The 17145-nt window shown below is 68.4% G+C and carries 16 protein-coding genes; 15 read left to right on the top strand and 1 reads right to left on the bottom strand.

The features are described 5' to 3' along the window. Window positions 1-34 precede the first annotated feature (34 nt). Window positions 35-1135, top strand: coding sequence for a sugar kinase (locus KOR34_RS14305; RefSeq protein ID WP_146565238.1), 1101 nt, complete (start codon window positions 35-37; stop codon window positions 1133-1135). 28 nt (window positions 1136-1163) lie between these two features. Next, window positions 1164-1796: a bifunctional 4-hydroxy-2-oxoglutarate aldolase/2-dehydro-3-deoxy-phosphogluconate aldolase gene (gene eda, locus KOR34_RS14300; RefSeq protein WP_146565237.1), complete on the top strand. Its 633-nt coding sequence runs from the start codon at window positions 1164-1166 to the stop codon at window positions 1794-1796. Here eda and KOR34_RS14295 read toward each other — a convergent pair. Then, window positions 1774-2916: an LptF/LptG family permease gene (locus tag KOR34_RS14295; RefSeq protein ID WP_197531416.1), complete on the bottom strand. Its 1143-nt coding sequence runs from the start codon at window positions 2914-2916 to the stop codon at window positions 1774-1776. The genes eda and KOR34_RS14295 overlap by 23 nt on opposite strands. 97 nt (window positions 2917-3013) lie before the next feature. On the opposite strand from KOR34_RS14295, the gene KOR34_RS14290 reads away from it, so the two are divergent. The 13 genes from KOR34_RS14290 to flgK all read left to right on the top strand — a co-directional run bounded on the left by KOR34_RS14290 (window position 3014) and on the right by flgK (window position 17097). Continuing rightward, window positions 3014-3799, top strand: a complete 786-nt coding sequence (locus tag KOR34_RS14290; protein ID WP_197531415.1) for a ComF family protein — start codon at window positions 3014-3016, stop codon at window positions 3797-3799. Between the two features lie 165 nt (window positions 3800-3964). Continuing rightward, the gene (locus tag KOR34_RS14285; RefSeq protein WP_146565235.1) at window positions 3965-4954 is read left to right on the top strand and encodes a DUF502 domain-containing protein; all 990 of its coding nucleotides are present in this window, start codon (window positions 3965-3967) and stop codon (window positions 4952-4954) included. Window positions 4955-4961: 7 nt separating this feature from the next. Next, a complete protein-coding gene (gene hemC, locus KOR34_RS14280) occupies window positions 4962-5885 on the top strand; it encodes a hydroxymethylbilane synthase (RefSeq protein ID WP_146565234.1) in 924 nt (307 codons plus the stop codon). A 662-nt stretch (window positions 5886-6547) separates the two neighbouring features. Continuing rightward, window positions 6548-8800, top strand: coding sequence for a catalase/peroxidase HPI (gene katG / locus KOR34_RS14275; protein WP_146565233.1), 2253 nt, complete (start codon window positions 6548-6550; stop codon window positions 8798-8800). Window positions 8801-8847: 47 nt separating this feature from the next. Further along, a complete protein-coding gene (locus tag KOR34_RS14270; RefSeq protein WP_146565232.1) occupies window positions 8848-9330 on the top strand; it encodes a redoxin domain-containing protein in 483 nt (160 codons plus the stop codon). Window positions 9331-9583: 253 nt separating this feature from the next. Beyond that, on the top strand, window positions 9584-10339 hold the full coding sequence (locus tag KOR34_RS14265) for a flagellar hook-basal body protein (protein ID WP_146565231.1): 756 nt from the start codon (window positions 9584-9586) through the stop codon (window positions 10337-10339). A 46-nt stretch (window positions 10340-10385) separates the two neighbouring features. After that, complete coding sequence (gene flgG / locus KOR34_RS14260) at window positions 10386-11192, top strand: flagellar basal-body rod protein FlgG (protein WP_146565230.1); 807 nt, start codon at window positions 10386-10388, stop codon at window positions 11190-11192. A gap of 48 nt (window positions 11193-11240) precedes the next feature. Next, window positions 11241-12437: a flagellar basal body P-ring formation chaperone FlgA gene (gene flgA, locus KOR34_RS14255; RefSeq protein WP_146565229.1), complete on the top strand. Its 1197-nt coding sequence runs from the start codon at window positions 11241-11243 to the stop codon at window positions 12435-12437. Next, entirely contained in the window at window positions 12434-13135 is a 702-nt protein-coding gene (locus KOR34_RS14250) for a flagellar basal body L-ring protein FlgH (RefSeq protein ID WP_146565228.1), read from the top strand. The genes flgA and KOR34_RS14250 overlap by 4 nt, the downstream gene beginning before the upstream one ends. 50 nt (window positions 13136-13185) lie before the next feature. Further along, a complete protein-coding gene (locus KOR34_RS14245; protein ID WP_146565227.1) occupies window positions 13186-14301 on the top strand; it encodes a flagellar basal body P-ring protein FlgI in 1116 nt (371 codons plus the stop codon). Between the two features lie 39 nt (window positions 14302-14340). Next, entirely contained in the window at window positions 14341-14742 is a 402-nt protein-coding gene (locus KOR34_RS14240; RefSeq protein WP_146565226.1) for a rod-binding protein, read from the top strand. Window positions 14743-14793: 51 nt separating this feature from the next. Further along, window positions 14794-15324 carry a flagellar export chaperone FlgN gene (flgN, locus tag KOR34_RS14235; protein ID WP_146565225.1) on the top strand — a complete coding sequence of 177 codons (531 nt, stop codon included), beginning with the start codon at window positions 14794-14796 and terminating at the stop codon, window positions 15322-15324. A 48-nt stretch (window positions 15325-15372) separates the two neighbouring features. Then, a complete protein-coding gene (flgK, locus tag KOR34_RS14230) occupies window positions 15373-17097 on the top strand; it encodes a flagellar hook-associated protein FlgK (RefSeq protein ID WP_146565224.1) in 1725 nt (574 codons plus the stop codon). The last annotated feature ends 48 nt before the right edge of the window (window positions 17098-17145 follow it).

Here is a 17145-nt window from a genome sequence, read left to right as displayed (position 1 = left end):
AGGCCCCATCCGCATTCCTGGTTCCTGGTCCAAGATGCCTCTTCCTGCTACCCGCCCCGCGGCGGAGTGCCGCTACGATATTGTCTCCCTCGGCGAGGTGATGCTCCGCCTGGACCCTGGCGAGGGACGGGTCCGCACGGCGCGGCAGTTTAACGTGTGGGAGGGCGGGGGCGAGTACAACGTCGCCCGCGGGCTGCGCCGCTGCTTCGGTCTGAGGGCGGGGCTTGTGTCGGCGTTTGTGCGAGACGAAGTGGGTCTGCTGCTGGAAGACCTGATTCTGCAGGGCGGCGTCGACACATCGATGTTGGTGTGGCGTGAGTCCGACGGCATCGGCCGCACGGTCCGCAACGGGTTGAACTTCACCGAACGCGGCTTCGGCGTGCGGGGCGCGGTTGGCTGCTCCGACCGGGGCAACACCGCGGCGTCGCAGTTAAAAGCGGGCGAAGTTGACTGGGACGACCTGTTCGGACGCCAGGGGGTTCGATGGCTGCACACCGGCGGCATCTACGCCGCGCTCTCGGAAACCACCCCCGAGGTGGTGATCGAAGCCACCAAGGCGGCCCAGCGGCACGGGACAGTCGTGTCGTACGATCTCAACTACCGCCCGTCGTTGTGGAAGGCGATCGGCGGGCAGGCCAAGGCCCAGGAGGTCAACCGCGAGATCGCCAACCATGTCGATGTGATGCTGGGCAACGAGGAAGACTTCTCGGCGTGCCTTGGGTTGGAGATCGCCGGCGTGGACGACAACCTCGAGGTGCTGCCGGTAGAGTCGTTCCAGCGGATGATCGATACGGCCGTCGAGCAGTTCCCCAACCTCAAAGCGACCGGCACTACGCTCCGTTCGGTCCGCACCGCCACCCGCAACGACTGGGGCGCCCTGGCGTGGGTCGACGGCAAGTTCTACGAGGCGACCAACCGGGTCGACCTGGAGATATTGGACCGCGTCGGCGGCGGCGACAGCTTCGCTTCCGGTTTCATCTACGGCCTGATGGAGCTGGGCGACCCTCAGCTGGCGGTCGAGTACGGCGCCGCCCACGGCGCGCTCGCTATGACCACCCCCGGCGACACGTCGACCGCCCGGCTCGCCGAGGTCGACAAGCTGGCCCGCGGCGGCGGCGCCCGCGTCGACCGGTAACCCTCAACTCATACCAAGGTGCTCCCCCATGAGTGACGCCCCCCTCAAGCTCCCCCCCGTGATCCCAGTGGCTGTGGTCGAGAACGCCGCGGACGCCGTGCCGCTGGCCAAAGCGCTCATCGCCGGCGGGCTGCCGGTGGTCGAGGTCACCTTCCGCACCCCGGCCGCGGCCGACGCCATCCGCGCCATCCGCGCCGAGGCGCCCGACGCGTTGGTGCTGGCCGGCACGGTGCTAACTACCGACCAGGCGGTGCAGGCGATCGAGGCCGGCGCCCAGGGCGCCGTTTCGCCCGGCACGAACCCGGAAGTCGTCACCGTGTTCCAGGAGCGGAGCGTCCCGTTCATGCCCGGTGTCGCGACCCCGACCGAGATCGAACGCGCCATCGGCCTGGGCTGCAAGCGATTGAAGTTTTTCCCCGCCGGCGTGCTCGGCGGCCCGGCGGCGCTCAAGGGCATCAGCGCGCCATTCGCCCACCTCGGCATCGAGTACTGCCCCACCGGCGGCGTCGCCGAGTCCGACCTGGCGGCGTACCACGCGGTGCCGGGCGTTGTAGCCGTGGGCGGTTCGTGGATCGCTACGCGGGACGACATCACGTCCCACCGCTGGGACGACATCACCCGCAAGGCGGCCTCGGCTGTCAGCGCCGCAACGGGTCGCTGATCGCGGCAGCGATCGGCACAAAGATCAGCAGCGGCGCCCAGGCCGCCAATGCCGGACGGATCCAGCCGCTCGACCCGAGTGACTGGGCGCCGAGCGTCGCGACGTAGAACGCCGAGGTTACCGCCAGGCACATGCCGATCGCGATGAACGGGTTGCGGTTAACTCCCGACACAACCAGCGGCAGCCCCAGGAACAGGAGCGTCGCGTCTTTGAACGGGTTGAGCAGCCGCTGGTGCAGGGCGACCCGCACGCCGGCGCCGAGTTCCACGCTCGGGTTCGATAGCTCCTCAACCAACTCGGGCGTCGAGGCGTAGTCTTTCCAAGCGGCGCCGCCGGCCAGCAGTTCAAACGACACGCCGCTCACCACAAACACCTCGTCGGCGCCCAGCCACGGCGCGTCGGCGGGCGTCACGACGACCGGTTCCTCGTTGGCGAGCCGCAGCGACGACTGCGTCAGCAGCGACGCCGGCGCCGTCACCCCCTTCAGCAGGTAGCCGCCCGGCCGCTCGCCCTCGGGCGGCAGGTAGGCGGCCTCCGCGGCGGTAAGCTGCTTGCCGTACCGGTCCAGCGGCTGCGGAAGCAGGAAGTTCACATTGCGGATGGTCGACGTGCTCATCACCACCGCTTCGCCGCCGAGCCTGATGTCGGTCAGGTTGTCGTAGCGTGGCTGCAGGGGCAGCTCCCGATCGCCTGAGAGGTTGCGCGTGTCGGTCGCCAGCTCGTTGCGGACGCGTGGGATCACCGTTTCGCGGAACACCACCGCGACAACGCTGATCGCCAGCGCCGCCACGATGATCGGCCGCAGCACCCGCAGTCGCGGGATGCCGGCGGCCAGGAGGGCGGTCATCTCGTTGTGACGCTGGATCCAGGTGATCGTGAACATCGCCGACGTCAGCGCCAGCATCCCGCACAGCATGTCGAAGATCATCAACGAGCGGTACGAGTAGTAGTTCAGCAGCGTGCTGAACAGCCCCTCGCCGGACTCGGCCGAGTAGTCCACGAAGTGGTCGAGGTGCCCAAACGCGTCGATCACGATGAACAGCCCCGTGAAGCTTACAAAGCAAATCACAAGGACCTGCAGGTACTGCTTCAGCAGGTAGCGGTCGATGGTGCGTAGCATGGCCGGGCGAGGCGTGGGGGGCGGGGATAGTCGCCCGGACTGTACGCGTGGGCGCGGATTCGGGTCAACGCCTGTTGCGTCTGCTAGCATAGGAGGGGTGTCCCCCCCCGCCGGAACTCTCCGCATTGTGAACCGCCCCGCGCTGAAGCCGTTCTTCCGATCGCTGCGTCGCGGCTGCGCGGGGGTGCTGTTCCCGCCCTGCTGCTGCGGCTGCGGCGCGGCCCTGCCTGACTCGCCCGCAGGCGGGCCGCCGGAAGAGTTCTGCCACGGGTGCGCGGCCGAGCTGGCGTTGATCACCGGCGCCGCGTGCGCGAAGTGCGGCGCGCCGTCGGCTCTGCCGCGACCCGACGGTCGCTGCGTGCACTGCCAGGGCCACCCCATGCGATTCGACCACGCCCTGGCGGTGGGCGTGTACGACGGCCTGTGGCGGCGGCTCGTGCTCGCGGCGAAGCAGCCGACCGGCGAGGGGGTCGCGGCCGCGCTCGGCCGGCTGGCCGCGCGAAGCGTGGCAGGCAGCGAGCACGAGGTGGCCGACCTGGTCACTTGTGTGCCCATGCACTGGCGGCGCCGACTGGCCCGCCGGCACAACCCGCCGGAGGTGATGGGCGAGGTTCTGAGCCGCAAACTCGGTTTGCCGTTCGAACCGCGTCTGCTGGCCTGGCGGAGGGGTGTCCGCAAGCAGGCGGACCTTTCGCAGACCGATCGCCGCCGCAACGTGCGCCAGGCATTGCGGCTGCGGCCCGGCTTCCGCATCGCCGGCGCCCGCGTTATGGTTGTCGACGACATCCTGACGACCGGCGCCACGTGCAGCGAGGCGGCCAGGGCCCTGCGGCAGGCGGGGGCGGTGAGGGTCGTGGCGGTTGTCGCGGCCAGGAGCCTCTAGAAGCCGCGGTTTTACGGGTCCGGCGGGCCAGGCGGGGTTTGCTGCTGGCGGTTGCCGACGGTCGCCGATTGGGAACAATACCCACAGGCGGCGCCGGTCCACGCGCCCGGCGAAGCCGCCCCCCGCCGACACGGCACGCCCGCCACGGGCCCACCACGAGAGCCGATGAGCCACCCGCACGCCACTCCTGCGCCGCCCAAGAAACGCCCGATGGACCCGTTCCGTCGCGCGGTGCTGCGTGGCTTCGGCATCCTGCTGCCGCCGCTGCTGACGATCGTCATCTTTCTGTGGGTCGGCGCGACCGTCAACAAGTACATCCTCACCCCCCTCGAAGACGCCACGCGGTGGGTGCTTCTGGAGTACGGGTCCGACATCCGCACGGCGGGCAGCTTCCCGGAGTCTGCCTTTCCCCGCGACAGCGAGGATCCAACGAAGTTCGACAGGTCCACCGCTTCGGGCGTCGACAAGAACTACCGCCGCACGGCCGATGGGAAGTACGTCCCGGACAACGTCTACGCGCACGTCGAGGAGCTCCGCGACGGCAGGGCCATGCCGCCCTCCGCACGCGAGGTCTACGCCCTCTACCATGACTCGAAAACGCTGCGGCCGGAGTACGTGATCACGTTCTTCGGCGCGCTGTTCATCCTGGTGGTGTACCTGCTCGGCAAGTTCCTGGCGGCGGGCATCGGCCGCTTCTTCTGGATCCAGTTCGAGACCCTCATCCACCGCCTGCCGGTGGTGCGCAACGTCTACTCGTCGGTCAAGCAGGTCACCGACTTCTTGTTCACCGACCCCGACCTCGAGTTCACCCGTGTGGTGGCGGTCGAGTACCCACGCAAGGGCATCTGGACCGTGGCGTTCGTCACCGGCGACAGCATGCTCGACATCGAGAGCGCGGCGAACGAGCCGGTGATGTCGGTGCTGATACCGACCTCGCCGATGCCGTTCACCGGCTTCACGATCACGGTCAAAAAGAGCGAGACGGTCGATCTGAACCTCTCCATCGATCAGGCGTTCCAGTTTGTCATCAGCTGCGGCGTGGTGGTCTCCCCCCAGCAGGTCACGGCCGCCGCGAAGCGGCTGAACGGCGCGGCGGGACCCGGCGCCGCTCAACCAACCCTCCCCTCCACGCCCCGTCAGGGCGGCAACTCCTAGACGACCTATGACGGAGCACGCCGGCCGCCCCCTCCGACTGGGCACGCGCGCCAGCCAGCTCGCCCGCTGGCAGGCCGAGCACATCGCGGCCCGCCTCCGCACGCTGGGCCACGAGGTCGAGCTCGTGCTGCTCCGCACCCAGGGCGACGCCCGCCAGTCCGGCCCGATCGCCGCGATCGGAACGCAGGGCGTGTTCACCAAGGAGCTGCAGCGGGCGCTGCTCGACTGCCAGATCGACCTGGCTGTGCACAGCATGAAGGACCTGCCGACCGAACCGGTCGACGGCCTTACGGTCGCCGCCGTTCCCGACCGCGAGGACCACCACGACGCGCTGGTCTCCCCCGCGGCCGCCACCGTCGCCGAGCTGCCGCACGCCGCCCGCGTCGGCACCGGCAGCGCCCGCCGGCGCGCGCAGCTGCTGGCCGCCCGGCCCGACCTCGACGTGCGTGACATCCGGGGCAACGTGGACACGCGGCTCGCCAAGCTCGACGCCGGCGACTACGACGCCATCATCCTGGCCGCCGCGGGGCTCCGCCGGCTGGAACTCGGAGACCGCATCACGCAACTCCTCCCCACCGACCTCATGACCCCGGCCCCGGCCCAGGGCGCGTTGGCGATTGAGTGCCGCACGTCCGACGCGCCCACGCTCGCCGCGCTGGCGCCGCTCGAGCACCCGGCCACCCGTGCGTCGGTCACCGCCGAGCGGACCGCGCTCCGCAAGCTGGAGGGGGGCTGCCTGGCCGCCATGGGCGCATACGCCCAGCCGGTGGGCAGCGAGCTCCAGCTCCGCACCATCGTGCTCAGCGAGGACGGCGCCAGCCGCGTGGTGGTCGAAGAGCAGGGGCCCCTCGACGCCGCGGCCGAGGTAGGGCGCGCCGCCGCCGCCCGCCTGCTCGATCAGGGCGCCGGCGAATTGCTCCGCACTCGCTGACGTCGGCCCTGCTGGGGCTCTTCTCGATGCTCTCTAGCCAGGGTATTGTCCGTTTTGGGCCGCATCGATCCCAAGCGGCACGTCCCAGGCTGCCCGAGCGATCCCCCTAAGTCGTTTGCGGCAAGTGGTTTGCGGGTTCGGTGAGTCAGGTGGCCAACAGGGGTTTTGTCCGATTTCACGCGCGGAGGGGACAAAACTCTCGTCGACGGATTGCCCCTAGCTGCGCACAGCTAGAACGGTGCGCTGCCCCTATTGGAACCGACCGAGTGGCCTGGTTTCTACTCAAATCCAAAGAGGTATTCGACTTAGTGGTGAACTGTTCAACCGGACCGGATGCGCCGCCCGGCGATTACGTACCGCGAGACGCTTCTAATCAACGTTCATCCGAAGACGCTCTTGAGCAGGTCGACCAGGGCACGCCTCGTGCTCGATGAACCACAACGGATAGTGCAGTCTGATTCCGCTACCAAAGGCTAGAGCGGCGGTAGTCTTTCGGGCGTAGCGCCGCACGTGTTGCGAAGTGCAAGATGTCTTAAGGCCAGGCGCTCGAACCGGTCCGCCGCGACTCATCGTTAATTGCTGTGGCAGCTGCATACCGTTACCTTAAGTAACCGTTACCGCTGACCGACTTCAGGATCGACGCCGTTGCAAGGAGTTCTTCTATGGCAAGCGAGACCCAAGTCCCTTCTTCTCAAGCCGCTGGCGGCGGCGCCTCGAACAGCGACTGGTGGCCCAACCGGTTGAAGCTCGAGTTGCTGAGCCAACACTCGTCCAAGTCCAACCCCATGGGCGAGGAGTTCAACTACGCGGAAGAGTTTGAGAGCCTCGACCTGGCCGCGGTGAAGCAGGACCTGGCCGCCGTGATGACCGACTCGCAGGACTGGTGGCCCGCCGACTTTGGCCATTACGGGCCCCTGTTCATACGCATGGCGTGGCACAGCGCCGGCACCTACCGGATCGCCGACGGCCGCGGGGGCGGGGGGCGGGGGCAGCAACGGTTCGCGCCGCTGAACAGCTGGCCCGACAACGTCAGCCTGGACAAGGCGCGCAGGCTGCTGTGGCCGGTCAAGCAGAAGTACGGGCGGAAGATCTCCTGGGCCGACCTGATGATCCTGGCCGGCAACGTCGCGCTTGAGACGATGGGATTCAAGACCTTCGGCTTCGCCGGCGGCCGAGAGGACGTTTGGGAGCCTGATCAGGACGTCTACTGGGGCGCCGAGACGACCTGGCTCGGCGGGGACAAGCGGTACGCCCACGGCTCCGAGGGCGTCGACAAGGCGCACTCGGCGCTGGTCTCCGATGACGACGCGGACGGCAAGACCCACTCAGAGAGCCTCGAAAACCCGCTCGCCGCTGTGCAGATGGGGCTGATCTACGTCAACCCGGAGGGGCCCGACGGCAACCCCGACCCGCTCGCCGCGGCCCACGACATCCGCGTGACCTTCCGGCGGATGGCCATGAACGACGAGGAGACCGTGGCGCTGATCGTCGGCGGTCATTCCTTCGGCAAGACCCACGGCGCCGGCCCAGCCGACAACGTGGGCCCCGATCCGGAGGCCGCCGACCTGGACGAGATGGGGTTCGGCTGGAAGAACAGCTTCGGCTCCGGCAAGGGCGGCGACACTATCACCAGTGGCCTGGAAGTGACCTGGACCAAGACTCCCACCAGGTGGAGCAACAACTTCCTCGAAAACCTGTTCGGTTACGAGTGGGAGCTTGAGAAGAGCCCGGCCGGCGCGCAGCAATGGGTCGCCAAGGGGGCCGAGATGTCGATCCCCGATGCGCACGACCCGTCGAAGAAGCGCCTCCCCACGATGCTGACTACCGACCTCTCCATGCGGTTCGACCCGGCCTACGAGGTGATATCGCGGCGTTTCCTGGAGAACCCCGACCAGCTGGCCGACGCGTTCTCTCGGGCGTGGTTCAAGCTGACGCACCGCGACATGGGCCCCCGCGCCCGCTACCTCGGACCTGAAGTACCCGCGGAAGAGCTCATCTGGCAGGACCCGATCCCAGCGGTGGATCACCCGACAATCGATGAAGCGGACGTCGCCGCGCTCAAGGAAAAGATCCTAGCGGCGGGGATCCCCATCTCCGACTTGGTTTCAACCGCCTGGGCGTCGGCGTCAACGTTCCGCGGGTCCGACAAACGGGGCGGCGCAAACGGGGCCCGCATCCGCCTGGCGCCGCAGAAAGACTGGGAGGTCAACGAGCCCGCCAAGCTGTCCAAGGTGCTGGCGACCCTCGAGGGCGTCCAGAGCGAGTTCAACAGCGCCGCGTCCGGCGGCAAGAAGGTGTCCCTGGCCGACCTGATCGTCCTGGCCGGATGCGCGGCGGTTGAGCAAGCGATCAAGAACGCCGGCCACGACGCAACCGTCCCGTTCACCCCTGGACGCATGGACGCCTCGCAAGAGCAGACCGATGTGGAGTCCTTCGAGCCGCTCGAGCCGATCGCCGATGGGTTCCGCAACTACCTGATGGGCCGGTACGCCGTGCCGGCCGAGGCGCTGCTGATCGATCGGGCGCAGCTGCTGACGCTCACCGCGCCCGAGATGACCGCGCTGGTAGGCGGCATGCGCGTCCTGAACACGAACGCCGGGCGCAGTGGCCTCGGCGTCCTGACGGATCGGCCGGAGGCGTTGACCAACGACTTTTTCGTTAACCTTCTCGACATGGGGACCGAGTGGAGAGCCCGCTCGTCCGAAGAGGACGAGTTCGAGGGTCGCGACTGCGCCAGCGGCGACGTCCGGTGGTCTGCCTCACGGGTCGACCTGCTGTTCGGTTCCAACTCGCAGCTCCGCGCCCTGGCGGAAGTCTACGGGAGCTCGGACGGCGAGGAGAAACTCGTTCACGACTTTGTTGCGGCTTGGGACAAGGTGATGAACCTTGATCGCTTCGACCTCTGTCGCGAGTGAGGCGTGGACCTCGTCCGCTTGCGTACAACCCAAACGGCGGCGGTCAAATGCTCAGGATCGGAGACCCGGCGCCACAGTGCGACGCGACGGCTGTTGTTGAGGGAGAGATTGTGCAGCTCGGCTGGCGGCGGCTGCACGAGGGTCAGACCCTGATGTTGCTGTTCGAGTCAATCGACGTGCGCAACTGCCGCTGCAGTTTTCTTAGGGCCTTGCGGGACGCCGGGAGCGAGGGGCGGCGGTTCAAGCTAGCGGTGGTCTGCACCAACGATGCGATTGAAGTCTCGCGCTGGATGCGAGGCCTGATCGCCGAACGCGGGCCCGGCCAGGTGGGCGTCCCGGTCGTCATCGATGCCGATAACCAGATTGCGTCCAGGTACGGCCTGCTAACCGACAACGGCCCTCTGCAGGGGCACGTGATTGTGGACGCGGACGGCAGAGTCCGGTCGATAGCCGCCAACGCTTTTCGCGTCGGCGTGAGCGTCCACGAACTGGCGCGGAGCATAGCCTCGATCGCCGACCGCGGCGACTGATCGTTCTCGCTTGCTACGTGAAGCAGGCTGGCGGAGCGGCGCCTGCTGGACGATCCCATGCTGGCGTCGCGCCTAGCCCGCGCAGAATCTGCCGGTCCGCCGGCGCCAGCGGCAGGATCTGCGCGGCGGTTGGCGCCGGCTCGGGTCGCGATGGCCAGATTCCTCGGGGAATCGTCGCCCGCCGGTTCTGGCACGCCGGTTGCCTTAGGGGATGCCGTTGGCAGGGGGGCACACCTGCTAGCAACCATCCACCATGCCTTACGGGCTGTACATCTCCGCTGAGGGCGCCAAGGCCCAGAGCAAGCGCCTCGAGGTGCTGGCCAACAACCTGGCCAACGTCAACACGGTCGGCTTCAAGCCCGACGTGGCGACCTTCCAGTCGCGCTTCGCCGAGGCGATTCAAGAGGGCACGGCCATGCCGGGCTCGCGGGAGCTGACCGACATCGGCGGCGGCGTGAAGGTGAACGAGACCATCACCAGCTTCGCCCCCGGCCGCCTGCAGCACACGGGCGCCGAGACCGACATGGCGATCATCGGCAACGGCTTCTTCCAGGTCGCCGGCGGCAACGGCGAGGCGCTGCTCACGCGGGCCGGCAACTTCCAGGTGAACCGCGACGGCCTGCTGGTGACCGCCAACGGCCAGCAGCCCGTGCTCGACGCGGGCGGCGCGCCGATCGAGCTCGACCTGCAGACGCCCTGGCGGCTAACCAACGCGGGCGAGATCGAGCAGGACGGCTCGCTCATCCCGCTGGCGATCGTGCAGCCGACCTCGCTCGACCAGCTCACCAAGGTGGGCGCCAACCTGTTCCGCTCCCGTGGCGGGGCGACGCCGATCGAGCCCGCCAACCGCGAGGTGCGGTCGGGCTACCTCGAGATGTCCGGCGCCAACTCGACCACCGAGATGATGTCGCTGATCGAAACCTCACGCGCGTTCGAGGCGAACGCCAAGATGATCCAGACGCAGGACGGCATGATGAGCTCGCTCATCGGCCGCGTGCTGCGGACCTAGCGCTCCGCCCGTCTGACACCGGCACCCCACAACTCCCGACAAGAACATGAGCGTCCAAACCCTCTACACCGCCGCGACGGGCATGGAAGCCCTCGAGACGAAGCTCGACGTGATCGCCAACAACATGGCGAACATCAACACCACGGGCTTCAAGAAGGACCGGGCCAACTTCGAGGACCTGTTCTACCGGCAGGAGAAGCTGCCGGGCGCCACCGACTCGGACGGCAACATCACGTCCACCGGCATCGACGTCGGCCTCGGCGTGCGGGTCAGCAGCATGCAGGCCGACTTCGACCAGGGCGCCTTCCAGCAGACCGGCAACCAGCTCGACTTCGCGATCGAGGGCAACGGCTTCTTCGGCGTGCAGGGCCCCAACGGCGAGATCCTGTACAGCCGCGCCGGCAACTTCGGCATCAACGCCAACGGCGACCTGGTGCTCGGCTCGGCCAACAACGGCTACCTGCTCGACCCCACGATCAACATCCCCGAGGAGGCGGTTGACGTGGTGGTCTCGAACGACGGCACCGTGCAGTACAGCACCGCCGGCTCCACCACGCTCACCACCGCCGGCAACATCACGCTCACCACCTTCATCAACCCCGACGGCCTGCTGAAGCTGGGCGACAACCTCTTCAAGGAGACCGAGGCCTCCGGCGCCGCCAACACGGGCCTCACGCCCGGGCAGCAGGGCGTCGGCCAGCTGCGGCAGGGCGCCCTCGAGGCGTCGAACGTCGAGCCGGTCACCGAGCTGATCGACCTGATCACCACCCAGCGGGCGTTCGAGCTGAACTCGCAGGTCGTGCAGGCCGGCGACCAGATCATGCAGATCGTCGCCAACCTGCGTCGGGGCTAGCCACCAACTCAGCGACCGTTTCCGTAAGCTCCTTCTACTGACCGATTCATGATCCTCCGCACCTGCAACCCGATCGGCGCCTGCCTGGCTCTGCTGCTGGCCCTCCCGGCCGGCGCGGCCGACCTGCTGATGCTGGACCGCGTCGACTGCCGGTCGGGCGTGGTGCGGCTGGCGGACGTGGCGGCCATCCTGAACGCGGGTCCGCAAGAGATCGACGCCCTCGGCAAGATCCCGCTGATGCCCAGCCCAGCGCCGGGGCAGCAGCAGACCGTCAGGGCGCAGAGCATCCGCGAGCTGCTGGCGGCCCACGGCGTCGACCTGGGCGGCCTGCGATTCCGCGGGGCCCGCGAGACCGTGGTGCTGACGCCGGTGGCGGCGACCACCCGCGAGGCCGCAGCGGCGCCAACCGCATCTGAGCCGGACGCCGCCGAGCCCGCGGCTGAGCCGCGTGAGCAGACCGGTTTCCGGGGCTACACAGCGCCCCCCGCCGAGCCCGCCGCGGCGTACCCCCGGGCGCCCCGCCGCGTGCAGCTCTCCGCCCAGCGGCGTGAGCGGCTGGAGGAACAGCTCGCCGCGGACCTGACCGACTACGTCCAGATGCAGACCGCCGACGGGATGCTGGAGGTGGTCGGCGTGGAGCTGAAGCCGCACAACGCCGCAACGCTGGCCGCCAACCGCGGGGAACTGTCGATCTCGTCCACCACCGCGTTACGGGTCGGGCGTCAGCGGTTTGTGGTTTCGTTCAGCACCACCGCCGGCCCGGTGAAGTTCCCGGTGATGGCGGACATCGTCGAGGCGCGTCCCGCCGTGATCGCACGGCGTCAGACCCCGCGCGGCGCGATCATCACCGCCGCCGACGTGTACGTCGCGCCGCTGCCGTCCGACTACCGCCCGCGTGGCGAGGAGAGCATCGCCACGAGCCTGGAGGACGTCATCGGCAAGGAGGCGGTCTCCGGCCTGCGGCCCGGCGAGGTGGTGACCGACGCCAACTGCCTGCCGCCGGTGATGGTCAAGCGGAACAGCGTGGCGTGGGCGACCGCCGGCCGCGGCGGCATCCGTGTGCGGACGCAGGTCAAGGTCCGACGCGACGGACGCCTGGGCGACATCGTCGAGGTGGAGAACGTAGACAGCCGCGAGCTGTTCGAGGCCCGCGTGGTGGGACGCAACCAGCTGGCGGTGCTGACCCTCGGCGGCGCCGCGGCGCACGCGCTGGCCCAAGACATCGAAACCCTGAGGCTGCGATGACCGGCACGACCAAGCCCACCCTGCTGACGCTCTTTCTGGCCGCCCTGCTGTTCGGCGCCGCCGGCGGCGACTGCGCCGCGCAGGAGGGCACGCTGCTGTACAAGAGCTCGCTGGTCCGCGAGGGGCAGGCGCCCCTGACGCTCGAGAACAGCTCGTTCATGTACCAGCCCCTCTCCCCCGAGGCCCGCGCCCGCGAGCTGAAGATCGAGGACATCATCACGGTGCTGGTCGACTACCGCGTGAATATGAACAGCGAGGGCGAGGCCGAGAGCCGCAAGACCGCCAGCATGAACGCGGTGCTGGCCGAGTGGATCGGGTTCGACGGCAAGAGCATCTTCCGCGGGCCGCAGACCCGCGGCGACCCCGCCATCCAGGGCTCGCTCAACAGCATCTACCGCGCCGAGGGCGACCTCACCCAGCGGGACTCGATGACCTTCCGCATCGCCGCCAAGGTGGTCGACATCCGCCCCAACGGCAACCTGGTGATCGAGGCGCACCGCCAGATCAGCAGCAACGACGAGGTCTGGATGACGTCGCTGACCGGCGAGGTGAGCCGGCAGTCGATCGGCCCCGACCGCGTCGTCCGCAGCGACGCCATCACCGACCTGCGGATCGACAAGAAGGAACGCGGCCAGGTCCGCAACTCCTACGCGCCCGGCTGGCTGGGCTGGTGGTGGAGCAAGGGGCGGGCGATCTAGCCCCCCGAGCCTGTCCGAAGATCACATACCCCTCGCCCCTGTTTAAACCTATGAATCACAAGACCTTTCAGATCCTGCCGCTGCTCGTCCTGCTCGCCGCCCCGCAGGTTCTGTGGGGGCAGGGCCGCACCGAGCTCCGCAACATCTGCCACGTGAAGGGGCAGGAGGAGAACACGCTGCGGGGTCTTGGCCTGGTGGTCGGCCTCAACGGCACCGGCGCCGCGGGCGACCTGCAGACCATGCGGGCGCTGTCCAGCGCGATGGAGATCATGGGCAGCCCGGTGTCGACCACCGGGCGGGCGGACGCGGAGTCGCTGGAAGAACTGAAGAAGATCAAGAACGCGGCGATGGTGTACGTCACGGCCACCGTGCCGGCGACCGGCGCCCGCCGCGGCGACAAGCTCGACTGCTTTGTCAGCGCCATCAACGGCAAGAGCCTCAAGGGGGGCCGGCTGGCGTTCGCCACGCTGCAGGGCCCCAACACCCAGGACCACCAGGTGTACGCCCTGGCCCAGGGGCAGCTGGTCGTCGACGACGACGACCAGCCAATGGTCGCCCGCATCCACGGCGGCTGCCAGATGCAGCAGGACGTGCAGACCGAGTTCGAGAAGGACGGCTTCGTCACCGTGGTGCTCGACCAGAACCACGCCGACTTCGTGGTGGCGATGGCCGTTGGCGACCAGATCAAAGAGATGTACCGCAACCAGTTCTTCCAGCCGCAGGCCGAGCAGGAGGACGAGTGGCTGGCGAGCATGGTGCAGGTGAAGAACGCCAGCAACATCCGCATCAAGATCCCGCAGCTCTACCAGAACGACCCGGTCGGCTTCGTGTCGCAGCTGATGGAGGTCCAGGTCTACAACGTCGAGCCCGAGGCCCGCGTGGTGGTGAACCCCCGCGCGGAGTCGATCGTGATCAGCGGCGACGTCGGCGTCGGCGACGTCATCGTCACGCACCGCAACCTGACCATCGAGGCCAACCAGGGCCTGACCGCCGAGTTCCGCAAGATCGACCCCAACTCGTACGCCGAGGGCGGCTCGCCCTCGGCCAAGCTGGACTCGCTGGTCCAGGCGCTGGGCGACCTCAAGGTGCCGGCGGCCGACATCATCGAGATCATCCAGGGCATCGAACGCAACGGCAAGCTGCACGGCAAGCTGATCATCGAGTAACGCCGCCAGCCGCCTATCAACGCCAGGGCTACTGAAGACATGAGCACCCCCATCGCAACGCCGACCTCGATCCACGCCACGCAGGGCAGGGCGCCGCTGCAGGCCGCGACGCAGGCGCCCCCCACGGCCGAGCAGGTCGCCGACGCCAAGCAGGTCCGCGAGGGCTTCGGCGAGTTCGTTGGCAAGACCTTCTACGGGCAGCTGCTAAAGTCGATGCGTCAGACCGTCGGCAAGCCGGCCTACTTCGACGGCGGCCGCGCCGAGGAGGTGTTCCGCAGCCAGCTCGACCAGACCATCGCCGACCGCCTGGCCGAGAACGAGGGAAGCGGCCTGGCCGAGGGCATGTTCCAGCAGCAGTTCCCACGTGAGGCCGACGTGCTGCGTCGGCACGAGCAGGCCGCCAGCGGCCTCGACCAGCTTGCAACGCTCCGCAGACGCTAGCCAACTCCACCACGACCCCACTCCTCGAGGCCCACAGGCCGACAGACCGACATGGACTCCACCACCGAAGCCACACTGCACGACGACCCCGCCCAGCAGCCGCCCGAGTGGGGCGACCGCATCGCCGAGCTGCTGCAGGAGCTGATGCAGACGCAGCGCGAGCTGCTCTCGCTGCTGGCGAAGAAGCGCGAGCTGGTGGTCAACCGCGACAGCGCCGCGCTCAACCTGCTGCACCTGGACGAGGAGAAGCTGGTCGCCCGCTTGCAGGCCTGCTGCCAGCAGCGCCAGCAGCTGCTCGACGAGGCGGACGGCGTGGGCATGCCCGCGCGCACGCTCGAGTCGCTGGCCGGTTCGCTGCCCGGCGAGAGCCGCCAGCGTCTGCGGCCCGGCCTCCGCGACGCGCGGCGGCAGTCTCGGCTCCTGCAGCACCAGAGCCTGGCGAACTGGGTGCTGGTGCAGCGGTCGTTGCTGCACCTGTCCCAGATGATGGAGATTATTGCCACCGGCGGCCGCATGCGGCCGACATATGGAAAGGAATCGCCGACCGCCCGGGGCGGCGCCCTGGTCGACCAGGCGGTCTAGGCGCCGCAGCGAAACGCTCTTCCACTTACCCCAACCGCCCGCGTCGCCATGTCCCTGTTCGGGTCACTACAGATCGCCAGCAACGCCCTCCAGGCGACGCAGATCGGCCTGCACGTCGTTGGCAACAACATCGCCAACGCGAACACGCCGGGCTACATCCGCGAGGAGGTGCTGTACTCGCCTGCCCCGGTGCAGGAGTACGGCCGCCTGACGCTGGGGCTGGGCGTCGAGATCGACGCGATCGTCCAGAAGGTCGACCGCTTCCTGGCGGAGCGGACCCGCGGCGCCGCCTCCGACCGGGCGGGCGCCGAGGTGCAGAGCAAGGCCTACGCCGACCTGGAGAGCCTGCTCAACGAGCTGACCGACACCGACCTGAGCACCGGGCTGACCGGGTTCTTCAACTCCATCGACGGCGTGGCCGACGCGCCGGCGGACATCTCGGCCCGCAACCTGGTGATCGGCAAGGGGCAGACCCTGGCCGCGGACATCCGGCGGCTGGCGACCCGCGCGGTGGACGTCAGCAACGAGCTGGACACCCGACTGGGGGACGCGGTCGAGGAGATCAACCAGCTGACCGAGCGGGTGCGGGTGCTCAACCTGAGGATTGCCACCAGCGAGGGCGGATCGGCGTCCGCCAGCGAGGCGGGCGGCCTGCGGTCGGAGCGGAACAAGGCCGTGAACCGACTGGCCGAGCTGGTCGACATAACCACCAACGAACAACCCAACGGCGCGCTGAACATCTCGGTCGGCGGCGAGTTCCTGGTGTTCGACGGGCTCCGGCGTGACATCGCCACCGAGACGCAAACCACCGACGGCCTGTCGACCACCACAGTCCGGTTCGCGGACAACGGCAAGGAGCTCAACCTGTCCGGCGGCGAGGTCTTCGGGCTGACGGCCGCCCGCGACGACATTGCCGGCACGTTCATCCAGACGCTGGACGACTTCTCCGGCACGCTGATCAACGAGTTCAACAAGGTCTACTCGCAGGGCCAGGGGGCGACAGGGTTCAGCTCGCTCACCTCCGTCAACGGCGTCGCCGACCCGGACGCGGTGCTCGACGAGGCCGGTCTGGACTTCGCGCCCGACAAGGGCGCGTTCGAGCTGCTGGTGTTCACCGAGGGGCCCGACGGCTCGCGGTCGACCGACGTCACCGACATCAACATCGACCTCAACGGCATCGACGGGGACACCACCCTCAACACCCTGGCCGCGGCCATCAACGCGGTGTCGGGCGTGACCGCCAGTGTGGACACGCTGGGCCGGCTGTCGATCTCGGCCGACTCGAAGGACGTCACCTTCGCGTTCAACGGCGACGACAGCGGCGCGCTGGCGGCGCTGGGGCTCAACACGTTCTTCACCGGCGCCGACGCCCGCACCATCGGCGTGAACAGCGAGCTGTTGGGCGTCTCGAACGCGGCCAAGTTCGCCGCCGCCCGGACCAGCCAGACCGAGACCGAGGCCAACGCCAACGCCAACGCGCTCGAGCTGTCCGTGTTCTTCGACCGCAAGCTGGAGGCGTTGGGCGGCGCCTCGCTGGCCGACCAGTACGACCAGATGATCAACGAGGTGGTGACCGGCGCCACGATCGCCTCGAGCGTTACCGAGGGTTTCAAGATCTTCGAGGCCACGCTGCAGGGCGAGGAGCAGGCGATCTCCGGCGTCAACATCGACGAAGAAGCGATCAACATGATCCAGCTCCAACGCACCTACCAGGCCAACGCCCGGCTGGTCCAGGCCATCAGCGAGATGCTGGACATCCTGGTGAACCTTTAACCCCCGCCGGGTCCGACCTGCCGCAGGCAGCGTCGAACGGCCGACCAA

The sequence above is a fragment of the Posidoniimonas corsicana genome, from assembly GCF_007859765.1.
Classification (GTDB): domain Bacteria; phylum Planctomycetota; class Planctomycetia; order Pirellulales; family Lacipirellulaceae; genus Posidoniimonas; species Posidoniimonas corsicana.
The sequence above is the reverse complement of the archived record's forward strand: the minus strand, read 5'-3'. Positions and strand labels throughout refer to the sequence as shown.